Below are 23,475 nucleotides of genomic sequence, written 5' to 3'. Positions count from 1 at the left end.
TAAAACTTCCTGTTTGTAAGAAATAGTTTAGTCTTTTCTACTATTAAATTGCAACCATCGGTGTCCATTTTTCAAAGATTTTGATGCTAGCTTTCCTTATACGAGGTTGTAATTGGATATAAATGCTTATTTAAAGTGTATAATTATGATTATTGCTATTAAATTTAGATTTGAGGTGCAATCTATTGATTAATCATTTTGAATGGAAATCATTATATGAAACAGAAAAAATACCTGGTTGGAAGTTTTCCTTCTACTTTGAAAAAAAACGGTATAAAGGAGTTTACCATAAAGATGGTTCTATTACCTGGATTGAAACACAACCATCTGACTATGCTAAAGCAGAATTAGAATCTAGAGTACACGAATTGATGCTTTATCATGTATATGATAATCAATAGACTATGATACAAAATATTTGGAGGATTACTCATGAACACTGACTTACTTATACTCTTTCCCAACGCAATCCGTGTTTCATATCCGTTGGAGGATCAATCCTATTATTGGTACATAGAAAATGCGAATCAATATATCGGTATTCCAAAAAGGTCTGTATCATCTGATCAATTGGCTCTATTAAATATTTTTTTAGAACCCTTTTTGCTTCATACTGAAGAACTTAATAGATCTGCCCAGCAAATGCATTGGCACAAATTATTATACCAACAGGATTCTGCACCATTGCCGAAAATTGAAGATGGGTCATACCGCTTTATTCATTATAATCTTCCAAACAATGATATTAATATTACAGACTTCTCCGATGCTATAAATGGCTTTTTTCATGACCCGGTCATTTGCTGGAAGGACCCATCTAGCGGAGTCATTATAGAAAACACCAAATCCACTTTGCTCACAAATCAAGATTTTAATGCTGTCATTCATACCCTTGAAAGCGATTTATACGCACATTTCCGTTTATTTATAGGAAATAATTATCCGCTTTCGAATGAAATCATAACGTATTTTTCTTCAGAAGATACTTGCTTTAAAACCATACGTCTGTATAACTCAAAAGATAAAGTCATTACTTTTTCTTCAGCTTTTTTGGATCTTTTATTACTAGGTAAAAATCAAACTTTATGTATAACTCTAGCTAAAAATCTACTCGGCACTTTAGAAAATGAAAAAGATCTACTCCAAACTATTATGATTTACATTAAAGCTAATGCCAATGCTACTGTTGCTGCAAAACAGCTTTTTCTTCACCGTAACAGTCTAAAATATCGTCTTGATAAATTTTATGAAATTACCAATCTCGATGTTCGAAAATTCGAAGACAGCTTATGTGCCTATTTAGCCATCCGGTTACTGGAGAATACAAATTAACTATAAGTGCAACCAGCCCATTTCATAATCATTTTATTTGTGCAAATTGAACATATATTTTTAACTATTAGACTAGTAAAATTATTTGTGAAAAGGGTTTCATTATTACATAGTTATCAAGGAGGACATTTAAAGATGGCTCAGTTAAAATTAGAAAATATTTATAAAGTTTATGATAATAAGGTAACTGCAGTAACCGATTTTAATTTACACATAAAAGATAAAGAGTTTATCGTTTTCGTAGGTCCATCTGGATGTGGTAAATCCACAACCTTACGTATGATCGCCGGATTAGAAGAAATCTCTAAAGGTGACTTCTATATTGATGATAAACGCGTGAATGATGTACCTCCAAAAGACCGTGATATTGCAATGGTTTTCCAAAACTATGCATTATATCCTCATATGAGTGTATATGATAATATGGCTTTTGGACTAAAGCTTCGTAAATTTGATAAAGCTGAAATCGATCGCCGCGTTAAAGATGCAGCACGTATTCTTGGTCTCGAGGAATATTTAAATCGTAAACCAAAAGCTCTTTCCGGCGGTCAACGTCAGCGTGTTGCATTGGGCCGTGCTATCGTTCGTGACGCAAAAGTTTTCCTTATGGATGAGCCTTTGTCTAACCTGGATGCTAAATTGCGCGTACAAATGCGTGCTGAAATCGCTAAGCTTCATCAAAGATTAAATACAACTACAATTTATGTAACACATGACCAAACAGAAGCAATGACAATGGCTACTCGTCTGGTAGTTATGAAAGACGGCTTCATCCAACAAGTCGGTGCACCGAAAGACGTTTATGAAAATCCAGAAAACATCTTTGTAGGTGGATTTATCGGATCTCCTGCCATGAACTTTATTAATGGGAAATTAGAAGATGGATATTTTGTAACCGGCAGCACTCGCATCGCCGTACCTGAAGGTAAATTAAGCTATTTGCGTAAACAAGACTATATAGGTAAAGACGTTGTCCTTGGCATTCGTCCTGAGGATATCCATGATGAACCTATATTCATGGATGCATCCCCAGAAACTACAGTCAGCTGCATAATTGAAGTGGCAGAATTAATGGGTGCTGAAACGATGCTCTATACTCAAATTGAAGGTCAATCCATCGTAGCACGTATCGATTCCCGTTCTGATATCAGTCCAATGGATACCATTAAATTAGGATTAGATATCAACAAAGCACACTTCTTTGATAAAGACACTGAGTTAAGAATTCGCCCATAATTAATTATAAAAACTCAAAGCCAAATCTCTCGGGATTTTGGCTTTTTTGTTTCCTGATATGGCTTTAATTCAGTTTTCAGGAATTATAATTATTCTCAAATATACATTTCGTGAATAGATACTACCTCGTCGTTTCCACATTGACTGCAGGATAAAAGATGTTTGCATATATTTTGTCTTACCGATTGAGGATCTCCGTCCGTTTGTTTTTGTATATTGGTTTCCAGGTATGCACTATAGTCGTCATAGTAATCCATTACCTTCCCAAAGTCCTCCATATTTATATCACAATTTTTACATAAGTATTCTATAGAAGTTAGACCATTACATAAAGGACATTCCATATTATCCTCTCCAAACCTTTTCTTTTCCTTAGCGTTTCACCCATGAGATTTTTTATGTTCATGGAATCCAGATAATATTTTCCTGCTTGTACACCCTTACGAATCTTATCAACTCCAGCTTTTACCTTTTTATATCTATGTATAAATTAAAGTGTGACCTTCCATACTAGCTAGTAGAAAGACGCACTCACATCAATGGGTCAAGCCGTTTAGGGCTTAGGAGATTTCATACGATAATCTCCTGTATGTCGGTTCAAATCCGACTGACCCAGCCAAATAAATCATTTTTTTAAAGGAGATTAACATCATGGCTCAAAACAGCTCAAACAATAACTCTAATCAATTGGTTGCTCCAGGTGCAGCAGAAGCAATCAATCAAATGAAATACGAAATATCTACTGAGTTTGGAGTACAACTTGGTGCTGAAACAACAGCTCGCGCAAACGGATCTGTTGGAGGGGAAATCACAAAAAGACTTGTTCGTATGGGTGAACAACAAATCAGCGGCAGATCTCAATCTTAATTAAAAATTTCATATAAAATGGCTAAAACCCCCTTCCGAACAATTCGGAAGGGGGTTACGAATGTTTTTAGGATTTTTGTTTGACCATATCTTTTGGATTTACCCATTGATCAAATTCTTCCTCAGTTAAATAACCCAATTTCAAGGCTGTTTCTTTTAACGTACTGTTATCTTTAAAGGCAAGCTTAGCAATTTCAGCTGCTTTCTCATAGCCTATATGCGGGTTTAGTGCCGTTACGAGCATAAGGGAGGACTCTACATTTTTTTGAATGCTTTCAATATTAGCCTCAAGTCCAACCAGGCAATTAACCCTGAAGGATTTAAGCGAATCTGACAATAATCTGGCAGATTGCAGGAAATTATAAGCAATCACGGGTTTAAATACATTTAATTCGAAATTCCCCTGGCTTGCAGCAAATCCAATGGATGTATCATTTCCCAATATTTGAACAGCTACCATTGTTAAAGCTTCACTTTGCGTCGGATTTACTTTACCAGGCATAATCGAACTCCCAGGTTCATTTGCAGGAATGGTAATCTCCCCAATACCACTGCGAGGGCCGCTTGCCAACCAGCGTATATCATTGGCCACCTTCATCGCATCCATAGCCAAAGCTTTTAATGCACCATGCGCATAAACAATCTCATCATGGCTGGTCAATGCATGAAATTTGTTTGGTGAAGAAATGAAGTTATAACCGGTTTGTTCAGATATATATCCCGCTGTTTTATCCCCAAATTCGAGATGGGCATTAATGCCTGTACCAACAGCAGTACCTCCTATCGCAAGGCTAAGCAGCTTCTCGGCACTTTCCCTAATCATCTGTTCTGAACGTTCAAAACTGAATCTCCATCCGCTTATTTCCTGGCCAAGTGTTAATGGTGTAGCATCCTGCAGGTGAGTACGTCCAATTTTAACAATTCCCATAAACTCCTGCTCTTTTTCTTGAAGTACTTTCCTAAAAGCAATAATTTCAGGCAAAACATTTTTATGTATAGTTTCATAAGCTGCAATATGTAAAGCCGTTGGGTATGTATCATTGGAGCTTTGAGACATGTTTACATCATCATTAGGGTGCAGCGTTGCTTCAAACCCATTATTCTCCAGCCATTCATTCCCTTTACGTGCTACTACTTCATTCACATTCATATTGCTTTGGGTTCCACTTCCAGTTTGCCAAACTTTTAGAGGAAATTGACTATTTAAATTTCCTGCGATAATCTCATCACATACGTATGATATCGCATTCTTTTTTTCTTCCGATAAATTACCTAAATCAAAATTGGAATAAGCAGCGGCTTTTTTTAGGTGGGCAAAGGCATATACAATCTCAATTGGCATTAATTCTTGTCCAATTTTAAAATTGTTGCGGCTACGCTCTGTTTGAGCCCCCCAATAGCTATCAGCTGGAACACGCACTTCTCCCATCGTATCTTTTTCAATCCGATATTCCACCTTCATCATCCCCTATAAAGTATTATCTTACTATTAAGAACATACTCTCTATTATAGCAGATGGTCAAATGATAGCGCTTAAATCTAGCCCCCTTGACTGTTAGCTTTTAGGAGATATTAGGTTTACGCATCCCAAAGCATGTGCCCGATAAAAAAGCCTAAAGTCATGATACTAGCTATAGCAAGCGTTACAGTATAATCAATCATTTTCCCTACCTCCTCATATCCTTATAATGATAAAAATAGCACATTTAACTCTGGGCTGACCGGTTAAAAAATGAAAATATTTTACAATTCTATGACTATCACTCATGTTGATTCCAATCCATCATTAATTTCCCACGTTATCTATATTTTGTTTAATTAATTTAACACAGGGTAAATAGTATATAAATTAGCTCAATAACAGAGGAAAAGGTGAGACAAAATGCAAAAATATGAAATCGGTTCTTCTGAACTTTCCATTCAAAAACAAATAACACTTCCACAATTAATGTGTATAGCACAATATGCGAAAAACTTTAATGGAACAATCAAATTGGTAAGGAATACACAAGAAATTAACGTAAAGGATATTTCTTCTTTAACAGCTTTTTTCCTAACATTAGGTACGGATGCACATGTTAAAGTCCTTGTTAAAGGCGAAAATGCTCAAGGGGCAATTGAGCAAATCGAAACAATATGTCTGACAGAAAATACTGAGTTAACACCCTCTATGTCTTAATTACAGCATAGTAGAAAAGCCCATTTGAGACCGTAAAATTTACGATTTCAAATGGGCTTTTTTCATTCCTATTGAATATGGAAGGCAACTTATTTTTTAATTAATTTTTCCAGCGATTGATCCATTCATCAAAGTTTTTCTGAATCTTTTCCTTTTGCTCAATCCAATAGTTTTTAAAACGGTTCTTTTCTACTTCCTTTTCCATATCATCTATTGTTGGAACATCAAATGTTTGATTTTCGACATTTTGTAAGGCTTTTGTCATGATTTCCTGAAAAACAATATTTGCACCGCTTATTTTATCTTTGTAAAGATACTGATTGGCTGTTGTTTTATCATAGCCCATCCACACGGCACCAACGAGGTTGGGAGAATAACCGACAAACCATTGGTCCTTTACCGCGTCCTGTCTAGACACATTATCTACCTGAGTTGAACCTGTTTTTCCAGCGATATCTCTATTTTCAACCTTTGCATTTGTTCCAGTTCCACCTTCATAATCAACCACACCCTTTAGCATGGCAGTCATATTTTTTGCTACTTCCTTGGTCGTTACTTTAATTTTTTTCCCTTTAAAGACAGCAACTTCTTTGCCGCTCGCATCTACAATCTTCCGGATAAGGTGTGCTTCCTGACGTACACCTCCATTTGCAAATACAGAATAGGCTGAAGCCACCTGCAGTGGAGATACTCCCTCGTTTAGCCCACCTAAAGCAAGACCCAGTGTTCGGTCATTCTTTCCAAGTTTAATGCCAAATTTCTCTGCATAATCCATTCCAGCTTGTATGCCTATTTCATTCAAAAGCCAGACTGCAGGGATATTTTTCGATTTATACACAGCCTCGAACATCGGAACTTCTCCTTCATACTGATCATTATAATTCTTCGGTGAATAACCTCCTGCAAATTCCATCTCCGTATCTTTAATCAAATCTGTAGGTTTATATCCTTTTTCAAGGGCAGGTGTATAAACTGCGAGCGGCTTCATCACTGAACCTGGCTGGGCTTTTAATTGTGTCGCTCTGTTATATCCAAGAAAAACATGCTCTCCCCTTCCCCCAATAAGGGCTCTGACACCGCCAGTCTTTGGATCAAGCAAAACGGCACTGCTTTGTACTAATTCATCTGCATTTGAACCTTTTGCAAACAAATCATCTTGTTTATATACTTCTTCCATATCTTCCTGCATACCTTGATCTAGTTCTGTGTATATTTTATATCCACCTGTTAACAACTCGTCCTGCTTTATTCCATATGTTTTGTCAGCTTCCATAATCACCTGGTCAACATAGTAGGGAAACATTCCTTTTAAGGGATCGCTTAACTCTGTGAAACTTATTTCTTCTTCAGCTGCTGATTCCCTCTCTTCACTCGTAATAAACCCACTATTTTCCATCTGAACCAACACTACTTCTTGCCTTTTTTTTGCCGCCTCAAAGTTTTTATAAGGATCCAGAACAGAGGGAGCATGTATTAAACCAGCTAACAAAGCTGCCTCAGATAGATTGACCTTTTCGATTTCTTTTCCAAAATATACTTTGCTGGCATTTTGAATTCCCCAAGCGCCATGCCCAAAATAAATTTGATTTAAATACATCTCCATGATTTCATCTTTTGAGTATTCACGTTCAATCTGGCTGGCTATCGAAACCTCCTTCAGCTTTCTCTTCAAGGTTTGTTCAGGCGTTAAAAGTGTTATTTTTGCTAGTTGCTGCGTGATAGTACTTCCACCCTGAACAACAGTTCCTGCAGTGAAATTCTCATATGCTGCTCGAATAATCCCTATATAATCAATCCCACTATGTTCATAAAAACGTCGGTCTTCTATTGATATAACAGCATCAATCACATGCTCTGGAATCTGATTAATTGAAACCCCTTCTGTCTTATTTGCTGAAATTTTACTAGCCTCTTCTCCATCCATATCATAAATGATGGTTGGCTGCATAAGCTCAGTTTTCAGATGAGACAAATCAACTTCCTGATTTAAGAGCAGATAAAGGAATGAACTTATGATAAGGGCTATGAACGATAGACCAAGCAGAAGAATGTGTACTAAACGAGAATGGTCAAATATTTTTAAAAACTTATAACCCATCCAATTCTCATCCTCTCTAAAAATCAACTAAATTTCTATCCATTGTTACATATTATACACAAAAAATAAAAAACAACTGATAGACAGTTGTTTTAGGTTTACCTATATCTTTCACTTGTTAATCTCATTATTCGAGTTTCCAATTTCTTTATGCAATGTTTCCATATACATATAAACAATTTGCTTTAATTTTACATCTGCTCCCAAAACATCCAAGTGAGTTAAGCATTTTTTAATAATTGGGTGAATATCCTGGGGTTGTTTTTCATCTAACATCCTCATCACCTCTTTTTTCTATAATACAAGAATACAAGATATTTGCTGGTATGACCATTGGTCTTTTGGCATATTTATCTATTTTTCGAACTTCTAAATAGGTAATCTTGATTTGACCCTATTTCACAACAAATTAAGACTAATTTTCCAAATTATCCCAAAAATAACATACCTACTCTTTTAAGGCATAAGGTCACTATATAGGATATTGGATTGACAGGTTCCCTTGCCTGATGTTTCCAAAAGCCAAATAAAGGATAAATAATAACGAGTGCAAATAAAATGAAGGGACTGAGTTATATGTTTAACCATATATTGGTGGCGTTCGACGGCTCAGATTCGGCTAAATTGGGTTTATCAATGGGATTAAATTTTTGTAAGAGTAAAGAGAACTCCTTATTATCAGTAGTTTATGTTTATGAAGAAAATAATGAAGGATTAATTCCTGAGAATACATTTGTAGCCTCAACCAATAGCACATTTTACGCAGACTCCAGCCAGGGGCAGGCAATCGTTCCAGAAACTAATTCTTTAATAAACAATAACTCTGCGAATAACAATCGACTTGAGGAAATTGAACGCTATGTAAACAGCTTGGAAGGTAATAATCTTATCCATTCACATTTTGTAGTACTTGAAGGGACAATTGATGATATGATTCTTCAATATGCTGAAAAAGAGGGAGTCGATTTAATTATTGTCGGCAATAGCAGCACTACCGGTCTTCGTAAATTGTTTCTCGGCAATATCTCTGAAAAAATCATTAAAAATGCCTCATGTCCTGTGTTAGTGGCAAAATAATTAATTGTTCCTTAACTATATAAGGCCTCCTGCCTCATAGAGAGCAAAAGGAGGCCATTTATTTTGCTAGAAAATCCAAATCTAAAAAAAGAGACATTCCAGGCAACTTCATACACACGTACGTTCAACAGGAATCTCTCAATATCAGAGTATTATTGCAACACTTTATTAACCAATTCTTTATATTTATTATGTGCATCATTCTCGTTTAATGAACTATAGATTCGATACTGATCCCCATCTAAAATACGATAGTGCTCACTAATCATATTTTGCTGCAGAACATACCCGCCATCATTAAGAATATCTTTCCACCATACCTTACCGCCAAGCATTTTTTCTTTCCTGTAATCAATTCTTTCTCTTGAAACCGTTTCAATGACCTCGAGAGGGTCCCCGCCAAATAAAGTCTGCACTGTTAATGTTTCACGAAATAATGAAACGACAGCCACGACAGTAGTCCAGCTTGCTTCATTACGCTCTTTTTCAATTTGTACCAATGTTTTTTTAGAAATACCGATTATTTCGGCCATCTTGTCTTGTGTATAATCAACTTCCACACGGATTAATCGCATACGTTCAGATATTAGACGAATAATTTCATCCTTACTCATAATCATCCCACTTCCCATCAATATAAAATATAATATTTATACTCCAAATTTAATGTTCACTACTATCATTATAATAGAAATAAATGGAAGATAGGTATTATTATGTATAAATTTACTAATTTTTTTATATTCTCTTCTTCTTTTTACAAAAAACTGCTTTCTATTAATTAAAAAGGACGATAGAACTATAACTCTTTCAGGAGCGAAGCCAAGATGGGTCGGGTTCAAGTACATGGAATGAGAAAAACTCAAAAAGACTTTCGACTATGTCGAGAGCCCTAAATTCAAATTATTAATCTTTTTAGGAATGATGTACAGATTTCCGCAAGATAACCCGTGGTGCTGCTGCAAATAATAGCATCATTACCATTCCGCTTACAATAACACTTGGCAGCATATAGGATAAATTATAAAACAATGAGAAAACTGCGACTGATTGGCCATCTGCTGCGCCAGTTCCAAAGAAAACCATTCCAGCAATAAAGTGTGCAAAAAAACGCATCGTACTTCCCAGTAGTATTCCTAAAACAATAATACCTGATGTTTTAATATCCTTTTTGCCAATTCGTTCTCTATCTGCATATTTAAATACAATCCCAGCTAAGCCAACAACCGTATAAGCGACAATATAATCGAGAAAACCTTGTACAGGATGCATGATATAAGCAGTTCCTGATAGAATTTGTAGCAAACCCAACAGTAATCCTGTGGTTACGCCACCTTTAACACCCCATCGATAAGCCATTAAAAAAACAGGTACCATAGCGATTGACACGCTGCCACCCTGCGGCCATAAACTAAAAGATACAACAGTGGCCAACAAATCAAAAATAAATGCCAAAGCAGAAAAAACAGCAATCTCCACCATAAATAATAATCGTTTGTTTCTCATCTTACTTCCCCTTTCTAATCAAGAGCTCCTGAATCGTAACCTCCATCTTGATCGGGCATCCAAAAATGCAAAAAAGCAATGCTCGCACAAAAATGGCTCGCATTGCTTACATTACATTCATTCAGCCACATTCCTACGCTAGTGCTAACTAACAGGTTCGAAGGGTCAGAACTCGATCGTTCACTCTCAGCCATAGGCTCCCCTTGTGGAATACTATTCATTTCTTACATCGTACTAATTTTTCCATACATTAGCAAGTATTATTAATCCAAATCTAACTAAGCAGTCATTTCTTCTATTTTTATTGTATCTGCTTTATCTTCTTTTTCTTCACGTTTCTTTTCAGATTCGGCAATAATTACAGCACAAGATGCATCTCCAGTAATATTAACTGCTGTTCTCGTCATATCAAGTAAGCGATCAATACCGAGGATCAAACCTACACCCTCAACTGGAAGGCCAACCTGGCCAAGAACCATAGTCAACATGATTAATCCTACACCCGGCACACCTGCTGTTCCAATACTTGCAAGAACAGCTGTCAGGATGACAGTAATTAATTGCGTCATTGTAAGGTCCACACTATATGCCTGGGCAATAAATACAGTAGCAACCCCTTGCATAATAGCAGTTCCATCCATATTAATGGTAGCGCCAAGCGGCTGCACAAAGCTGCTGATACTTTTTGGTACATTCAGCTCTTTTTGTGTAAGCTCCATAGCTACCGGCAAAGTTGCACTGCTCGACGAAGTACTAAACCCGACTGTCATAGCTGGGAAAAACTTTTTGAAAAACTCTATTGGATTACGTTTCGCGAATATTGCAATCGCTCCCCCGTATATGACAATTGTATGAGCCAATAATGCCAAAAGAACTACGATCATATAAAGACCCATATTTTTAATAGCCGGAAGACCTTGGCTTCCGACAGCAGTTGCTATTAAGGCAAATGTTGCATAAGGTGCTGCCTTCATAATTAGGTTAACTAAATACATCAGTACTTCATTACCTTGCTCCAAAAGGTTGATAATACCTTTTGTTTTTTCTCCAAGAGCCGTAATTGCGATCCCAAAGAAAATAGACATTACAATTACCTGAAGCATATTTCCATCCGCCATTGCCTGAATTGGATTCTTTGGAATGATATTAATGAGAGTTTCAGTTATAGAAGGGGCTGTAGTGGCTGTATATTCAGCTGAGGCAATATCAAAATTACCTCCGTTCCCTGGTTTAATGACTAAGGCCAGGAATATACCAATTGTGATAGCAAATGCAGTCGTTGAAAGAAAATAAAGAATGGTTTTACCACCAATTCTGCCGAGTTTTTTAGGATCCCCTAAACCCGCCGTACCTAGAGTAATTGAGATAAGTACAATAGGAACAACCAGCATGGTAATAGCGTTAATGAACAGACTGCCGATTGGTGAAAATACTAAAGCATTTAAGATTTCAAATGATTGAGGTGAAAAAATGTTAAGCATCAATCCAACAATCGCACCAAAAAACAATCCTAATATAATTTTAACTGTAAGGTTCATAGATGCCCTCCTTCAATTATCTATTAGAAAAAATCTACTATACTCCACATAAAAGGAGAATTTAACGAAAAAACACCCCACAAATTAGAATGGTTTTTCTTATTTCTATATAATAATAGTAGATTATTCCTAAGATGACAATGGAAAGAATTACAGGGAGGTGTGTACAATCTTACTCTTAGCTTGAGTGAGGGCCTGTTTTTCCTCGTTTTGTCCCTTGATCACATAAATATAAATTTTTATATTTCCGTCTTTTCTGCATATCCTCATACAACAGCAAAAAAAGACGCATACATGCGTCTTCTGTGAAATGATCGTATTTTTAACTAATATGTATGTATGAGATTGATTAATGACTTTTTAGTTCTACTTCCTTCTTGGACTCAGATGCTTCCTCAGCCATTAATTCATGACCCAAATCAGAGAACCCTGAAATAAATACATTTGAAAATATTTCATTACGTGATTTTGTCTTTTCAATGATAACTCCCTGCACCTTAAATTTAGATACGATATCCATACACACTATCTCCACCTCTAATTTATACTAATCCATACAAATATACCCTTATATTAATCCCTCAAACCAAAATACAAGCATTTTATTTGACATTTATATCTGTTTTATTTACTAACTGATTTTATGTAAATAACACTATAATTATGTTACTTATGTAAATAATTCCACAACTTAAATTTTACTAAATTGCTGAAAAAAAGATAGTCCCAAATTTCATATTTATTGAAAATATAGTCAAATTATTAAATTAGGAATAAAAACAAATGCTATTCATTTATAAATTTAATATAATGGATAGTAATAACTCTTTTTCAAATACTTCTCTTTTATAATCCAAGGGGTGATTCACATGGGAAGTTGATGACCAAAAACATTCATATAGTCGATCTTTTATATTTAAACCATTTAGCTGATAGCAGCTTATTACTACAGGAGGTGACTCCTTGACCGTCATAAACGGTTAAAGGAAATTTATTGGACATATGGAATTTGGTTTTTATAGCCATTTTGATTGCATTAACCGCATTTTTTGTTGCATCGGAGTTCGCAATTGTTAAAATTCGTTCTTCACGGATAGATCAATTACTTGAAGAAGGAAATAAAAAGGCAATAAGTACAAAAAAAATCATCACAAATCTGGATGAATACTTGTCTGCCTGTCAGCTTGGCATAACGATGACAGCACTGGCACTTGGCTGGATCGGAGAAGAAACCTTTGCCACTATCATATCTCCAGTAATATCATTCTTGACATTACCGGATGCTGTTGCCAAAACACTGACCATCATTCTCTCTTTTATGTTAATTACATTTATTCACGTAGTCATTGGTGAATTGGCACCAAAGACTGTTGCCATTCAAAAAGCGGAATCAATTGCTCTTCTTACTTCAAAGCCACTTATGACTTTCTATAAAATCATGTATCCTTTTATATGGGCTCTTAACGGGTCAGCAAGGCTGATTGCCAAATCAGTCGGAGTTGAACCCGCATCAAAATATGAGATTGCACATACAGAAGAAGAACTGCAAATTATTTTGTCTGAGAGTTTGAAGAGCGGCGAAATTAATCAATCTGAGTTTAAATATGTGAACAATATATTTGAATTTGATAACCGAATTGCAAAAGAAATTATGGTACCACGAACAGAAATGATTTCCTTATCAAAAGATGACCTCGTAAAGGAATTTATTGATGTATTTCATGCTGAGAAATTCACTCGTTATCCTATTATTGATGGAGATAAGGATCACATCATTGGATTAGTAAATGTAAAAGAAATACTGACAGATATCGTCCAGCATAAACAGGTGACAACTGTCACCCTTGATCCCTACATTAGGCCGATAATCCGTGTCTTAGATACCATGCCGATTCATGACTTATTAGTCAAGATGCAAACTGAACGCATTCACATGGCTGTTCTGATGGATGAGTATGGCGGAACTTCAGGTTTAGTCACTATTGAAGATATAGTTGAAGAAATTGTTGGAGAAATCCGCGACGAATTCGATGCTGACGAGATACCTGAGATTCGTAAAAATCCAGACGGCTCCTATATCGTTGATTCAAAAGTACTTATCAGTGAAATTAATGACTTGCTTGGAACTAATTTGGATGACTCAGATATTGATACAATCGGCGGATGGGTTCTAACCGAAAATTATGATGCCAAGTTGGGGGATACGATTGACCTCGAAGGATATGAAGTAACCATCATCGATATGGAAGACCATCATATCCATTATGTTGAAATTAAGCAAAAGGTTAAAGAATATCAGATAATCGGTATACCACAAAAAAACGTCGCTGAAGAAGATAATGTCCTCTTCTCTTAATATTTAAATTATTTATAGAACACCAACCAACAAACCGCTTCTCCAAATTGGAATTTAATTTCCTTAGAGAAGCGGTTTTTATAATGTATGCCTCTTTTCCTGATTAGCTACAAGATCCTTTCGAGCTAGCTTATTTACTTCAGGAAAACAAAATTAAGCAGAACCTTAACAGGTCCTGCTCAATCATTACTCGGTTATAACAGTCGTTTTCGTCTTATACAATCTATAGAGCCTTACAATATTTTTGGTGATCGTTTTTACAACAGCATAGGTCGGCACGGCTAATATCATCCCCATTATACCAGCTAAACTTCCTGCAACCAATAATATCAAGATAATGGTCAATGGATGAATATTAAGTGATTTCCCAATAATCAACGGAGAAATCAGATTACCATCAATTTGTTGAACTATTACAATCACTAAGATGACCAAAATAGCTGTTAGCGGCGATTGGAATAGACCGACTACCACTGCCGGTGCAGCCCCAATAAACGGGCCTACATAAGGAATAATGTTTGTAATTGCAATTACTAATCCCAGCGTCAGTGCATATGGTAAATCCAGTATTAAGAAACCGATAAAACAACACGTACCGACAAAAATACAGACAATAATTTGTCCCTGTATATAGCTTGCCAATGTCTCAGAGGTTTCCTGAATAATAACCATTCCTTCTTTCCTAAAAGAAGATGGTAAAAATCTCATGATTGCATTGGGAAGTTTATTCCCATCCTTCAACATATAAAACAGGATGAACGGAACTGTTATGATAATTAATGTCAGATTTGTGATAAAGGAGAAGACGACCGAGACTCCAGTCGTTATATTCTTTGTCACAGTGGTTGTGAATTCAAGCAATCTGTCCTTCAGTTCGTCTATTTTAACTATATCCTGTTGAATTACATAATTAACCAAAGGGGAATCAGATGCATCCTCAATGATTCTTCCAATATCATCAATGATTTTAGGCGTATTCTCGACTATATCTGTTATTTGATTCGAAACGATTGGCCCAACTGTTGCTCCACCAAATATAAATAAACCAATCAGGGCTATGTATACGATCAAGATTCCAATGATTTTTGGTACTTTCCGCTTTATCATAAATTTTAAAAGTGGATTTAATAAATAAAACAGAAATCCTGAAATCAAAATTGGGAAAAAAAGCGTAGATATGAAGATCCCAATCGGATTAAATAAGAAGGAAATTTTTGTACTTACGAATATAATCAATAACAGTAACAAGATTTCCAATGTCCAAAAATGTAATTTTGATTTCAATTGTATCCTCCTCTCCTCATATTCGGTTATTCCCCATTATATCGTATTTATTCGTTAGAAAAAACATTCCCATTAATATAATGTTTTAATACATTAGATGTCATACTTTTTATAAAAATCTGTTTTCCTACTGATTGTTGTATAATATTGGTAAGGCGGTGTTTAAATTGAAGAACTACACAGTGATGTTTCTGTTGCTATTTGTTGCAAGTATCGCAGGTGGTATGGCGCTAAAAAACATTTTCGGATATTCAATGTTAGTTGGAGTTGGGTTAGCATTCATATTTTTGCTTTGTTCAGCTTTTTCACTAAGCATAAACAACCATAAGAACCAAAACACAGAAATGGGAGATGAAATTAGAAGATTGTCTTAATATTCAATTCCCGAACTTTGAAAAGGGTATAACAATTCACCAGCTATTACGGAGTATGGATAGAGAAACATAATGATGAGATTTTCAAATATCATATTATGAGTTATGACCCGGGAGTTAGTTTCCATTCGGCATTTTATCCTAAGATGTCAATCACAGCCGTAATATGTTCTAACAAATCTAAAGGTGCATATGATATTACGCAGGAAATTGAGAAAGAAATTTTAACCCTTTGGGATCATAGAAAGAGTAACTCAGGTTGAAGTGAGGTTAATCCATAACAATGTTTAATGTAGAATTAATGGACTTATAGAAAAATACTATGTAAAGGAGTGACACTATAGTGGAAACAGTAAAGCCAGAGGTGGAAACATCGAATTTTGTAGATATCTTTACGAATGTTTTACCTTTTTTTCTATTGGCGGTAATGATTTTAATTATTATCGCTATTATATATATTGTTAAGATTTTTAAGCGTTATCTAACTAACAGTAAAATGGTTGAGCAAAAACTAAAGCTGATAGAAACAGATATACAGGAGACTAAACAACGTCTTGACCGAATTGAAAAAAATCTTAAATAAAATTTAATATATTTTTTAGTATGCTAGCTAGGGGCTTCAAACAAAGTAATGACAGCACAAAAGCTGTCTTTTTTTATTGAGATATCAGCAATATACTATTAGAAAAGAACTAATACAAATAAACCGGAACTTTTATGTTCCGGCTCTATCTCCAGCTTTGTTTAGAACGCCCAATTCCCTTTTCGGAAAATAGGTTCTTTTGTTCCATCCGCCAATTCTCCATCAATGTCCATTTCAGCAGAACCAATCATAAAATCAACATGATTAATACTTATATTGACACCATCATTCGCTAATTGATCTTCATTCATCTCTTTGCCTCCTTCAAGACAAAAAGCATAGCCTGAGCCAATAGCCAAGTGATTGGATGCATTTTCATCAAAGAGAGTATTATAGAATAAAATATTTGTATCAGAGATTGGTGACTGATGAGGTACTAGGGCAACTTCACCAAGATAGCGAGATCCTTCATCAGAGTCAAGAAGATTCTTAAGAACATTCTCACCTGTTTCTGCCTTTACATCTACAACTTTTCCTTTTTCAAATGTTAACGTGAAATTGTTAATGACATTTCCGCCATAGCTTAAAGGCTTCGTGCTTGTAACAGTTCCATTCACGCCTTCTTTATAAGGAACCGTAAAGACTTCCTCTGTTGGCATATTAGCCATAAACGATATACCTTTTGAATTCACACTACCGGCTCCGCACCATATATGTTTATCAGACAGCTCAATGGATAAATCTGTTCCTGGCGCTTTATAATGAAGAACTTTATATTTTTTTGAATTTAAATAGTCTGCTTTTGTACGCAGGGTTTCATCGTGTTCCTTCCAAGCAGCAACTGGATCCTCACTATCTACTCGGACTGCTTTAAAAATCGCATCCCAAAGTAATTCCACACTGTTTTCGGAATCAGGGAAAATCTTGTCAGCCCAGGCCTTCCCTGCAGCAGCTGTTACACACCAGCTCACTTTATCAGATTGTGTAGCTTGTCTAAATTTATTTAATGCAGTGCCTGCCGCTTTTTGAAAGCTAGCAATTCGATTCGGATCGATTCCTTTTAATAGGTCAGGACTCTGAGAAACAATTGATAGGAAAGCACCACCTTTTTCTACCAACTCCTCTCGTTGAGCCACTATCCATTGCGGAAATTCATTAAAGGCTTCATCTGGAGCCAATTCATATTTGATTCTGCTAACCTCTTCATCAGCCCAATCCACGTATACATGCTTTGCACCGGCTTCATAAGCTTTTTTAACAACTTGGCGTGTAAACGATGCTGATTCAATTGAGGATGAGATTACCAAAATTTGCCCTTCTTGAATATTGACTCCCACTTTAACAACCAATTCTGCATATTTGTTTAATTTTTGTTCAAAATTCATTCTTTCAGCTCCTTTAAAACATCATTCCCATTCGTTACTATTTTACCACTCCTTGTTGGAATACACAGTTGAACGAATTGGTTTTTTTGAAAATTATAAAAAAAGAGAATACCTTTATCAATACTGGTTATTATCACTTGATTCAGTAACTGGACTTCCCGCTGTTCTTTGTTTAATCATACTCAGGAAATTTTCCACTGTCTTTGCCAGATATCTTTCTTTGGACCAAATAACACCCACCGTAGATGTTAAATCTTTTTCTTGAAGCTGATAACTGTATAATTGGTGTGTATCATATGTCTTTACAACTGATTCCGGTACAACAGTGACCCCAAATCCCTGCTTTACCAATTGAAGTAATAGCTTGATGTCTGAGCATTCGCTTTTCACTAACGGTTTTATGTGCAGCCTTGAGAATTCACTGACAATCATTTTGTAGATTCCTAATCCTTCATTGCTTGGTAGAATTAATGGTTTTTTACTAATGCTTTTTAAAGAAACGATTGTTTCAGAGCTCTCTATTTTTTCATTTGTTAAATAAACAAATGGCTCTGTTTTAATGGGCAGTATATTCACCTCATGAGACTCAATTGGAAAGATGACATATCCAATGTCAAGCAGCCCCTCCTTAATCATTTTCGTCAATTCCACTGAATTCCCTTGATAAACGGTGTAATAAACATTAGGATATTTTTGATGAAAGTCATTTAGATAACCTGCTAATTGATAATCAGAAAATGTATTTACTCCAATGCGGAGATTACCACTTAATCCTTCCACCACTTCTTTCGTTTCAGTTATCATTTCTTCAAATACTCTAATGATATCCACTGCTTTTTGATAGAGAGAGGCTCCTGCCTGAGTTAATTCAAGAGTGTTTCCTTTCCTATTAAAAAGGACAACTTCTAATTCATCTTCCATTCTCTTTAATTGTTGACTGAGCGGCGGCTGAGCCATATGCAATCGTTTTGCCGCTCTAGTAATTTGTTTTTCTTCTGCAATGGCTACAAAATAGCGTAACTGTTTTATATCCATATCCTGTCCTCATTTCCGTTATATCAAAAAGATATACTTATCATACAAAATAAATATTTTTCATATATTACACACAATGATAGCATGGGAAGGTAGCTTTTTAAAAAGGAGAACGACACATCATGGAAAAATTATTTAAATTGGATGCGCACGGTACTACCATAAAACGTGAAATCCTCGCTGGCTTTATTTCTTTTATCACCATTGTTTATATCGTAATTGTCAATTCCAAAATCCTATCAGAAGCCGGAATACCATATGACGCAGCTATGATCGGAACTATACTTACCTGTGTATTCGGTTGCATGATTATGGGACTTTGGAGTAATACTCCCATCATCGTCGTCCCGGGCATGGGAATTAACGCAATGTTCACATATACAATTGTTATCAATGGTAACTATAGCTGGCAGGAAGCACTTGGAATTGTTTTTCTTTCAGGTGTGCTTTTCATGCTTATTGCGTTCACACCGTTAGCTAAAAAAATTACTGAAGCAATCCCGCATTCCTTAAAAGCAGGAATTACAGTTGGGATTGGAATTTTATTAATGTTTATAGGGTTTGAGCAAAGCGGAATTATCGTTTCCTCACCTGAAACTATTGTTGCTCTTGGTGACTTAACAAATGCGGAAACCTTGTTAACCATTCTTGGTCTTATAATTACCTTTATTCTATTTACTCGTAATATTCCTGGAAATCTCCTAATCAGTGTCGCTATCATCACCATCCTGGCCATCTTTCTTGGAGTGGTAAACCTTGATGGGTTTGAATGGACTCAACCATCATTTAACTCGTATGGAGAAGTTTTTGGAGCCATGTCATTTACCAATATCTTCTCAATCGGTTTTCTGTTAACTTCTTTTTCAATGGCCATGGTTGTAACCTTTGAAAATATTGGTTTAATTCATGCGCATACCGCATCAATTAAGCAACCAGAAAAAAATAATAAAGCACTTAAAGCGAATGCTATATCTGTCCTGACATGCGGTATATTTGGATCTAGCCCAACTGTTGCCACTGTCGAAACAGCTGCTGGAATTACAGCAGGCGGACGTACCGGTTTAACTGCAGTGACTACAGGTTTGTTTTTTTTAGCTTCATTGTTTTTATTACCTATAATTAAAATCATTCCAAATGCAGCTATATCCCCTATTTTGATTTTAATTGGGGCATTAATGATTCAAAATATCGCAGAAATCGATTTAAATGACTTAACTGAAAGCTTCCCTGCTTTATTGGTAATTGTTTTAATACCATTGACATTCAGCATTGCCAACGGAATGGCTATTGGTTTCATAGCTTATCCATTAATTAAGCTATTTATAGGGAAAAAGCGCGATGTTTCAGTACCACTTTATATTATCGCTCTTTTATTTACGCTCAATTTTGTCTTTCAATATACTTCGATATAACAAAAAAACCGGACAGGTGTGAGATGGCTGTCCGGTTTTTTAATGTTAATTAAATTTTGAACGTTGGATAACTAAAATATGCGGTGGGACAGAACGAAAAAAGGCCAATTTACAATTAACATGTAAATTGGCCTTCGTTTATTCCGGAAAGTATGGATTTAAATGAATGAGCACTTCTTCAATATGATCAAATTTCTCCTTTAGAGAGTTCTTAATCTCTCTTGATAGGTCATGACCTTCTTTAATTGTTTTATCTTGATCAATTGAGATACGAATATCCATTATTATGTAGTGACCGTGTTCTCTTGCCCTTATTCGGTCAATACGTCTGACTTCATCAAAACTAAGGATAACAGCCTCAAATTGCTCCATCATTTCCGGCTGTACATTGCGTTCGATTAGAATATGGAAGGCTTCTGTCAGCATTTCCCTTGCAATTTTGAAAATCAAATAGGCTACAAATATACTTGCCACTTTATCCCCATATAAGAGAAAGGTGATTCCTAATTTATCCCCAAGATAAGATAAAAGTATACCTATTGCTGCAGCCAATGATGCCACTATATCCGCCTGATGATCATATGCTACCGCTTCAATCGCTTTACTGTTTACCCGTTTACCGACATTCATGGAATAACGGAATAAGCATTCTTTCGCTACATAAGAAAATAAAGCAATCCAGAAGGCAATCATACTTGGGGTTTCAATAGGATGGAAAAATCCCGCTACACCTTCATACACAATATAAAGGGATACTAATAATAACAAGATTCCAATTACCCCGGAAACAATTACTTCAGCTTTGCCATGTCCGTATGGATGCTCAAGATCCGCAGGTTTATTTGAAACTTTAAGTACCAATAATACGATAACCGCTGCAAAAACATCTGCTGCTGAGTGTATCCCATCCGCGAATAAGGCATCACTGCTTGCGATTATTCCGATTACGATTTTTCCAACCGTAAGAATTATATTGCTCCAAATACTAATCCAGGCTACCCTTTTTGCCATTGACTCTCTAAGTTCCAAAATAATTCACCCCATACTTTTACACCTTTATGAAATAGTCCATACATTAGTGCAGAAAAATGTTATATCACTTTTTTATCGAACTGTACAGAACATGTTACCAAACAAATCAATTATGAACACAAAACAATATTTTATCTTTTTCACGAAAGAGACTCAACATATTTAGCTTACCCCAAAAAAAGAGATAGCTTTTGCTATCTTCAAAAGTATCTCTTTTTCCAAAATATTATAGTTGTAATGGATGATAACAATAGGGCAACACAAATAACACCTATAAACGCATACGGGTTATTTTGAAATGGTAAATTAACGTTCATCCCATATATACTTGCTACAATGGTCGGGAATGATAAAATAATTGTAATGGAAGTTAAAAATTTCATTACGATATTCAGGTTATTAGAAATAACTGAAGCAAATGTGTTCATCATACTCGTTAAAATGGAATGATACGTCTCAGCCATCTCAATCGCCTGGGTGTTTTCAATAATAACATCTTCTAAAAGATCCTTATCCTCTTCATACATTTTCAAATGATTCAACCGCAAAAGTTTTTGCAATACGATTTTATTGGATTTTAGCGATGTCGTAAAATACACCAAACTCTTTTCTAATGAAAGGAATGCATAGAGCTCTTCATTTTTCATAGATTGGTGTAATTCTTTTTCGATGTCATCTGTTTTACGATTGATTTGTTTTAAATATCTTAAGTAATAGCTAGAGATATTAAACAGTATTTGAAGAGCAAATCTTGTCTTTTTATACGTAAAAAATCCCTTCATTTTCTTACTCACAAAATCAGTAATAATGGGATTTTCAATGAGTGAGATTGTAATAAAGCATTCGTCCGTTACAATCAGACCAATTGGGAGAGTTTCATAAAGCGGGAATCCCCCATCATCATACGTAATGTATGGAAAGTCTACAATGATTAATATATGATTATCTTCTCTTTCAAGCCGAGACCTTTCTTCATCATCCAATGGGTCTTTAATGAAATCTTCCGGTATATCCAAACGATCCGAAATTAACTTGATTTCAGCTTCACTTGGCGCAACCATATTGACCCAGCACCCTTTTTTCAGTTCATCAATTTTCTGTAATTTACTATCTGTATCTGAGATATAATATTCTAACATTGATTTAACCTCCTCTCATTATGAGGAAGCAACAACTCTTTTTAATGGAATGACAATTATCTTTCCCCACCTTTTATAAAAAGCACTGTTGGTTTCCTCAGGCAAGCTCGTGTCTGGGTCACTCGAATCGTAGTTACTCAATAATTTCAACTCCTTTGAAGATAGTTTTGCCTCTTACATCTTATACCTAACATTCAAAGCTGTGCAATGGGAAATTAACTATTCATAAAAAGATTACCTTAGTCTGACTGTCATACTCCCTTTTTTTATAATAGCCTTTGCTCTTTCGTTCTCTAAAAAGACAATTAACCCCCTTACTTATCCCAACTGATTGGAAAAAGCATTTCTTACACCCTAAATAATAAAAAATAAAATCTACATAAAAACAAAGCATCCCCTTTTAATCTTAAGGGATGCTCTGATTGCGTATATCAATTACTTATTATTTCTATATTCTTTTTCTGTTCCGTCATTAAATGAAATATCTATATCAATCGCCTGATAATTATCATCTAATTCAAATGCTGAAATAACTTTGGATATAACATCATCCTGTGATGTATTAGAATCAATATCTAATTTTTTAAATATAGGATTTAAGCGGTCAACTGCATCATTACCATTTACTCGCTCATTATTTCGATCATCTTCAATCGAAGCTTCTACTCCATCGTTATCATTTTCGTAGCTAACCTCATAATCCTTATTATTTTCGTATTTCACTTCAAGATCAAAATCTCTAAAAGAATAAGCTGAATCATTTGTATTAGTACCCGTATTATTGTCTGTTGCTTGATTGTTTGCGTTGTTATTGTCTGTCGCTGTATCATTCGCATTGTTATTTTCTGTTGTTTGATTGTCATTTGCTTGATTATCTTTTTGTGCATCATCATTATTATTGCACCCTGCTGCAAATACTGTTAAAACGCACATACACATGATTAATGATAATTTCTTCATAATGTCTCCTCCTAAGTTTGTTATGTAACTGTTGTTTTAGTATTTCCCCACTTAGCTTCTAAATACACTATCTTTTCATAT

General features: G+C 35.4%; 24 protein-coding genes, 1 pseudogene and 1 riboswitch. Of the genes and pseudogenes, 11 read left to right on the top strand and 14 right to left on the bottom strand.

What is annotated here, in order from left to right; translation table 11 throughout:
- Window positions 1-185: 185 nt before the first annotated feature.
- The 4 genes from FHY47_RS12880 (at window position 186) to FHY47_RS12860 (ending at window position 3,435) form a co-directional block, all read left to right on the top strand.
- On the top strand, window positions 186-401 hold the full coding sequence (locus tag FHY47_RS12880) for a YheE family protein (protein WP_066101936.1): 216 nt from the start codon (window positions 186-188) through the stop codon (window positions 399-401).
- A 31-nt stretch (window positions 402-432) separates the two neighbouring features.
- Window positions 433-1,332, top strand: a complete 900-nt coding sequence (locus tag FHY47_RS12875; RefSeq protein ID WP_066101938.1) for a PucR family transcriptional regulator — start codon at window positions 433-435, stop codon at window positions 1,330-1,332.
- A 135-nt stretch (window positions 1,333-1,467) separates the two neighbouring features.
- Window positions 1,468-2,568, top strand: a complete 1,101-nt coding sequence (locus FHY47_RS12870; RefSeq protein ID WP_066101941.1) for an ABC transporter ATP-binding protein — start codon at window positions 1,468-1,470, stop codon at window positions 2,566-2,568.
- 651 nt (window positions 2,569-3,219) lie between these two features.
- Window positions 3,220-3,435 carry an alpha/beta-type small acid-soluble spore protein gene (locus FHY47_RS12860; protein ID WP_066101945.1) on the top strand — a complete coding sequence of 72 codons (216 nt, stop codon included), beginning with the start codon at window positions 3,220-3,222 and terminating at the stop codon, window positions 3,433-3,435.
- 67 nt (window positions 3,436-3,502) lie between these two features.
- Here FHY47_RS12860 and fumC read toward each other — a convergent pair whose 3' ends face one another.
- Window positions 3,503-4,891: a class II fumarate hydratase gene (gene fumC / locus FHY47_RS12855; protein ID WP_148630828.1), complete on the bottom strand. Its 1,389-nt coding sequence runs from the start codon at window positions 4,889-4,891 to the stop codon at window positions 3,503-3,505.
- A 427-nt stretch (window positions 4,892-5,318) separates the two neighbouring features.
- Here fumC and FHY47_RS12850 point away from each other — a divergent pair, with 427 nt between their 5' ends.
- The gene (locus FHY47_RS12850; RefSeq protein ID WP_066101953.1) at window positions 5,319-5,615 is read left to right on the top strand and encodes an HPr family phosphocarrier protein; all 297 of its coding nucleotides are present in this window, start codon (window positions 5,319-5,321) and stop codon (window positions 5,613-5,615) included.
- 100 nt (window positions 5,616-5,715) lie between these two features.
- Here FHY47_RS12850 and FHY47_RS12845 read toward each other — a convergent pair whose 3' ends face one another.
- Both FHY47_RS12845 and FHY47_RS18995 read right to left on the bottom strand, forming a co-directional pair.
- A complete protein-coding gene (locus FHY47_RS12845; protein ID WP_148630826.1) occupies window positions 5,716-7,713 on the bottom strand; it encodes a transglycosylase domain-containing protein in 1,998 nt (665 codons plus the stop codon).
- A gap of 111 nt (window positions 7,714-7,824) precedes the next feature.
- Window positions 7,825-7,989, bottom strand: a complete 165-nt coding sequence (locus tag FHY47_RS18995) for a hypothetical protein (protein ID WP_175354229.1) — start codon at window positions 7,987-7,989, stop codon at window positions 7,825-7,827.
- A gap of 300 nt (window positions 7,990-8,289) precedes the next feature.
- Here FHY47_RS18995 and FHY47_RS12840 point away from each other — a divergent pair, with 300 nt between their 5' ends.
- Window positions 8,290-8,790, top strand: coding sequence for a universal stress protein (locus FHY47_RS12840; RefSeq protein ID WP_066101960.1), 501 nt, complete (start codon window positions 8,290-8,292; stop codon window positions 8,788-8,790).
- 152 nt (window positions 8,791-8,942) lie between these two features.
- Here the strand turns inward: FHY47_RS12840 and FHY47_RS12835 are convergent, their stop codons facing one another.
- From FHY47_RS12835 to FHY47_RS18990, 4 genes are all read right to left on the bottom strand, one after another.
- Window positions 8,943-9,404 carry a helix-turn-helix domain-containing protein gene (locus FHY47_RS12835; protein WP_066101963.1) on the bottom strand — a complete coding sequence of 154 codons (462 nt, stop codon included), beginning with the start codon at window positions 9,402-9,404 and terminating at the stop codon, window positions 8,943-8,945.
- Between the two features lie 301 nt (window positions 9,405-9,705).
- Complete coding sequence (gene thiT / locus FHY47_RS12830) at window positions 9,706-10,296, bottom strand: energy-coupled thiamine transporter ThiT (protein WP_066101964.1); 591 nt, start codon at window positions 10,294-10,296, stop codon at window positions 9,706-9,708.
- A gap of 113 nt (window positions 10,297-10,409) precedes the next feature.
- Window positions 10,410-10,510: riboswitch (TPP riboswitch) on the bottom strand.
- A 64-nt stretch (window positions 10,511-10,574) separates the two neighbouring features.
- Window positions 10,575-11,834 carry a dicarboxylate/amino acid:cation symporter gene (locus FHY47_RS12825; RefSeq protein WP_066101967.1) on the bottom strand — a complete coding sequence of 420 codons (1,260 nt, stop codon included), beginning with the start codon at window positions 11,832-11,834 and terminating at the stop codon, window positions 10,575-10,577.
- Window positions 11,835-12,183: 349 nt separating this feature from the next.
- On the bottom strand, window positions 12,184-12,354 hold the full coding sequence (locus tag FHY47_RS18990; protein WP_175354230.1) for a hypothetical protein: 171 nt from the start codon (window positions 12,352-12,354) through the stop codon (window positions 12,184-12,186).
- 474 nt (window positions 12,355-12,828) lie between these two features.
- On the opposite strand from FHY47_RS18990, the gene FHY47_RS12820 reads away from it, so the two are divergent.
- Window positions 12,829-14,190 (top strand): hemolysin family protein, encoded by a 1,362-nt coding sequence (locus FHY47_RS12820; RefSeq protein WP_077247972.1) that lies wholly within the window; start codon window positions 12,829-12,831, stop codon window positions 14,188-14,190.
- Window positions 14,191-14,376: 186 nt separating this feature from the next.
- On the opposite strand, the gene FHY47_RS12815 is transcribed toward FHY47_RS12820, so the two are convergent.
- Entirely contained in the window at window positions 14,377-15,474 is a 1,098-nt protein-coding gene (locus tag FHY47_RS12815; protein WP_148630824.1) for an AI-2E family transporter, read from the bottom strand.
- Between the two features lie 167 nt (window positions 15,475-15,641).
- Here FHY47_RS12815 and FHY47_RS12810 point away from each other — a divergent pair, with 167 nt between their 5' ends.
- The 3 genes and pseudogenes from FHY47_RS12810 to FHY47_RS12805 all read left to right on the top strand — a co-directional run bounded on the left by FHY47_RS12810 (window position 15,642) and on the right by FHY47_RS12805 (window position 16,431).
- Window positions 15,642-15,848 carry a hypothetical protein gene (locus FHY47_RS12810; protein ID WP_066101973.1) on the top strand — a complete coding sequence of 69 codons (207 nt, stop codon included), beginning with the start codon at window positions 15,642-15,644 and terminating at the stop codon, window positions 15,846-15,848.
- A 47-nt stretch (window positions 15,849-15,895) separates the two neighbouring features.
- Window positions 15,896-16,111 (top strand): annotated as a pseudogene (locus FHY47_RS19290) (hypothetical protein); the annotation flags it as partial.
- Window positions 16,112-16,191: 80 nt separating this feature from the next.
- Entirely contained in the window at window positions 16,192-16,431 is a 240-nt protein-coding gene (locus tag FHY47_RS12805; RefSeq protein ID WP_148630822.1) for a hypothetical protein, read from the top strand.
- 161 nt (window positions 16,432-16,592) lie between these two features.
- Here FHY47_RS12805 and FHY47_RS12800 read toward each other — a convergent pair whose 3' ends face one another.
- On the bottom strand, window positions 16,593-17,816 hold the full coding sequence (locus FHY47_RS12800) for an aminopeptidase (protein ID WP_066101980.1): 1,224 nt from the start codon (window positions 17,814-17,816) through the stop codon (window positions 16,593-16,595).
- A gap of 117 nt (window positions 17,817-17,933) precedes the next feature.
- Window positions 17,934-18,851: a LysR family transcriptional regulator gene (locus tag FHY47_RS12795; RefSeq protein WP_148630820.1), complete on the bottom strand. Its 918-nt coding sequence runs from the start codon at window positions 18,849-18,851 to the stop codon at window positions 17,934-17,936.
- 122 nt (window positions 18,852-18,973) lie between these two features.
- Here FHY47_RS12795 and FHY47_RS12790 point away from each other — a divergent pair, with 122 nt between their 5' ends.
- Window positions 18,974-20,263: an NCS2 family permease gene (locus FHY47_RS12790; RefSeq protein ID WP_066101987.1), complete on the top strand. Its 1,290-nt coding sequence runs from the start codon at window positions 18,974-18,976 to the stop codon at window positions 20,261-20,263.
- Between the two features lie 138 nt (window positions 20,264-20,401).
- On the opposite strand, the gene FHY47_RS12785 is transcribed toward FHY47_RS12790, so the two are convergent.
- The 4 genes from FHY47_RS12785 to FHY47_RS12775 all read right to left on the bottom strand — a co-directional run bounded on the left by FHY47_RS12785 (window position 20,402) and on the right by FHY47_RS12775 (window position 23,394).
- A complete protein-coding gene (locus FHY47_RS12785; RefSeq protein WP_262366020.1) occupies window positions 20,402-21,295 on the bottom strand; it encodes a cation diffusion facilitator family transporter in 894 nt (297 codons plus the stop codon).
- A gap of 200 nt (window positions 21,296-21,495) precedes the next feature.
- On the bottom strand, window positions 21,496-22,434 hold the full coding sequence (locus tag FHY47_RS12780) for a magnesium transporter CorA family protein (RefSeq protein ID WP_066101990.1): 939 nt from the start codon (window positions 22,432-22,434) through the stop codon (window positions 21,496-21,498).
- Window positions 22,435-22,452: 18 nt separating this feature from the next.
- Window positions 22,453-22,575: a hypothetical protein gene (locus FHY47_RS19285; protein ID WP_258187980.1), complete on the bottom strand. Its 123-nt coding sequence runs from the start codon at window positions 22,573-22,575 to the stop codon at window positions 22,453-22,455.
- 294 nt (window positions 22,576-22,869) lie between these two features.
- A complete protein-coding gene (locus FHY47_RS12775; protein WP_066101994.1) occupies window positions 22,870-23,394 on the bottom strand; it encodes a YusW family protein in 525 nt (174 codons plus the stop codon).
- Between the last annotated feature and the right edge of the window lie 81 nt (window positions 23,395-23,475).

The sequence above is a fragment of the Bacillus sp. E214 genome, assembly GCF_008087365.1.
In the GTDB taxonomy this organism is placed as follows: Bacteria; Bacillota; Bacilli; order Bacillales; family Pradoshiaceae; genus Pradoshia.
The sequence above is the reverse complement of the archived record's forward strand: the minus strand, read 5'-3'. Positions and strand labels throughout refer to the sequence as shown.